1 protein-coding gene is annotated in these 603 nt (G+C 43.1%); it reads left to right on the top strand.

Annotated features, from left to right (window positions below):
- Positions 1-59 precede the first annotated feature (59 nt).
- Positions 60-603: signal peptidase I (gene lepB, locus AC5590_RS08895; protein WP_169269048.1), on the top strand; the 544-nt coding region annotated here is incomplete at its 3' end.

The following is a 603-nucleotide window of genomic DNA, read 5'->3' as shown; positions in this document are numbered from 1 at the left end:
AAACGTCCTTTTAGGGTCAAAATAATCTAGAATTCGTCTAACTTATTAATCAGCTTGCTATGACTCATCAGAAAAGTGAAGCGAAAGAATCCCCTGAATCGTCGCGAGGATGGCGAACTTTACGGGAAAATCTCATCTTGATTGCGATCGCCTTATGCTTAGCACTCCTCATTCGGACTTTTGTTGCTGAACCCCGCTACATTCCCTCAGATTCCATGTTACCAACTTTGCATAGGGGCGATCGCCTGGTTGTGGAAAAAATTTCTTCTTTCTTTCATCCTCCACAATTTGGCGATATCGTCGTTTTTCAGCCACCAGAAGAATTACAACATCGAGGATATCCTAAAGACCAAGCTTTCATTAAGCGTATTATTGGGACTCCTGGAAAGAAAGTGAGTATCGCAGGTGGAAAAGTTTACATCGATGGGCAACCAATACAAGAAGATTATATAGCTGAGCCACCAATTTTACCAATGCAAGAGCGGCAAGTTCCTCCTGGCGAATTCTTTGTGATGGGAGATAACCGCAACGATAGTAACGACTCCCGCTACTGGGGGTTTTTACCCAAAGAAAATATTATTGGTCGGGCAGTGTTCCGCTTTT

Source organism: Brasilonema octagenarum UFV-OR1, from assembly GCF_963888615.1.
GTDB classification, from domain to species: Bacteria; Cyanobacteriota; Cyanobacteriia; order Cyanobacteriales; family Nostocaceae; genus Brasilonema; species Brasilonema sennae.
Note: the sequence above shows the minus strand (reverse complement) of the source record. Positions and strands in the feature narration are given on the sequence as shown.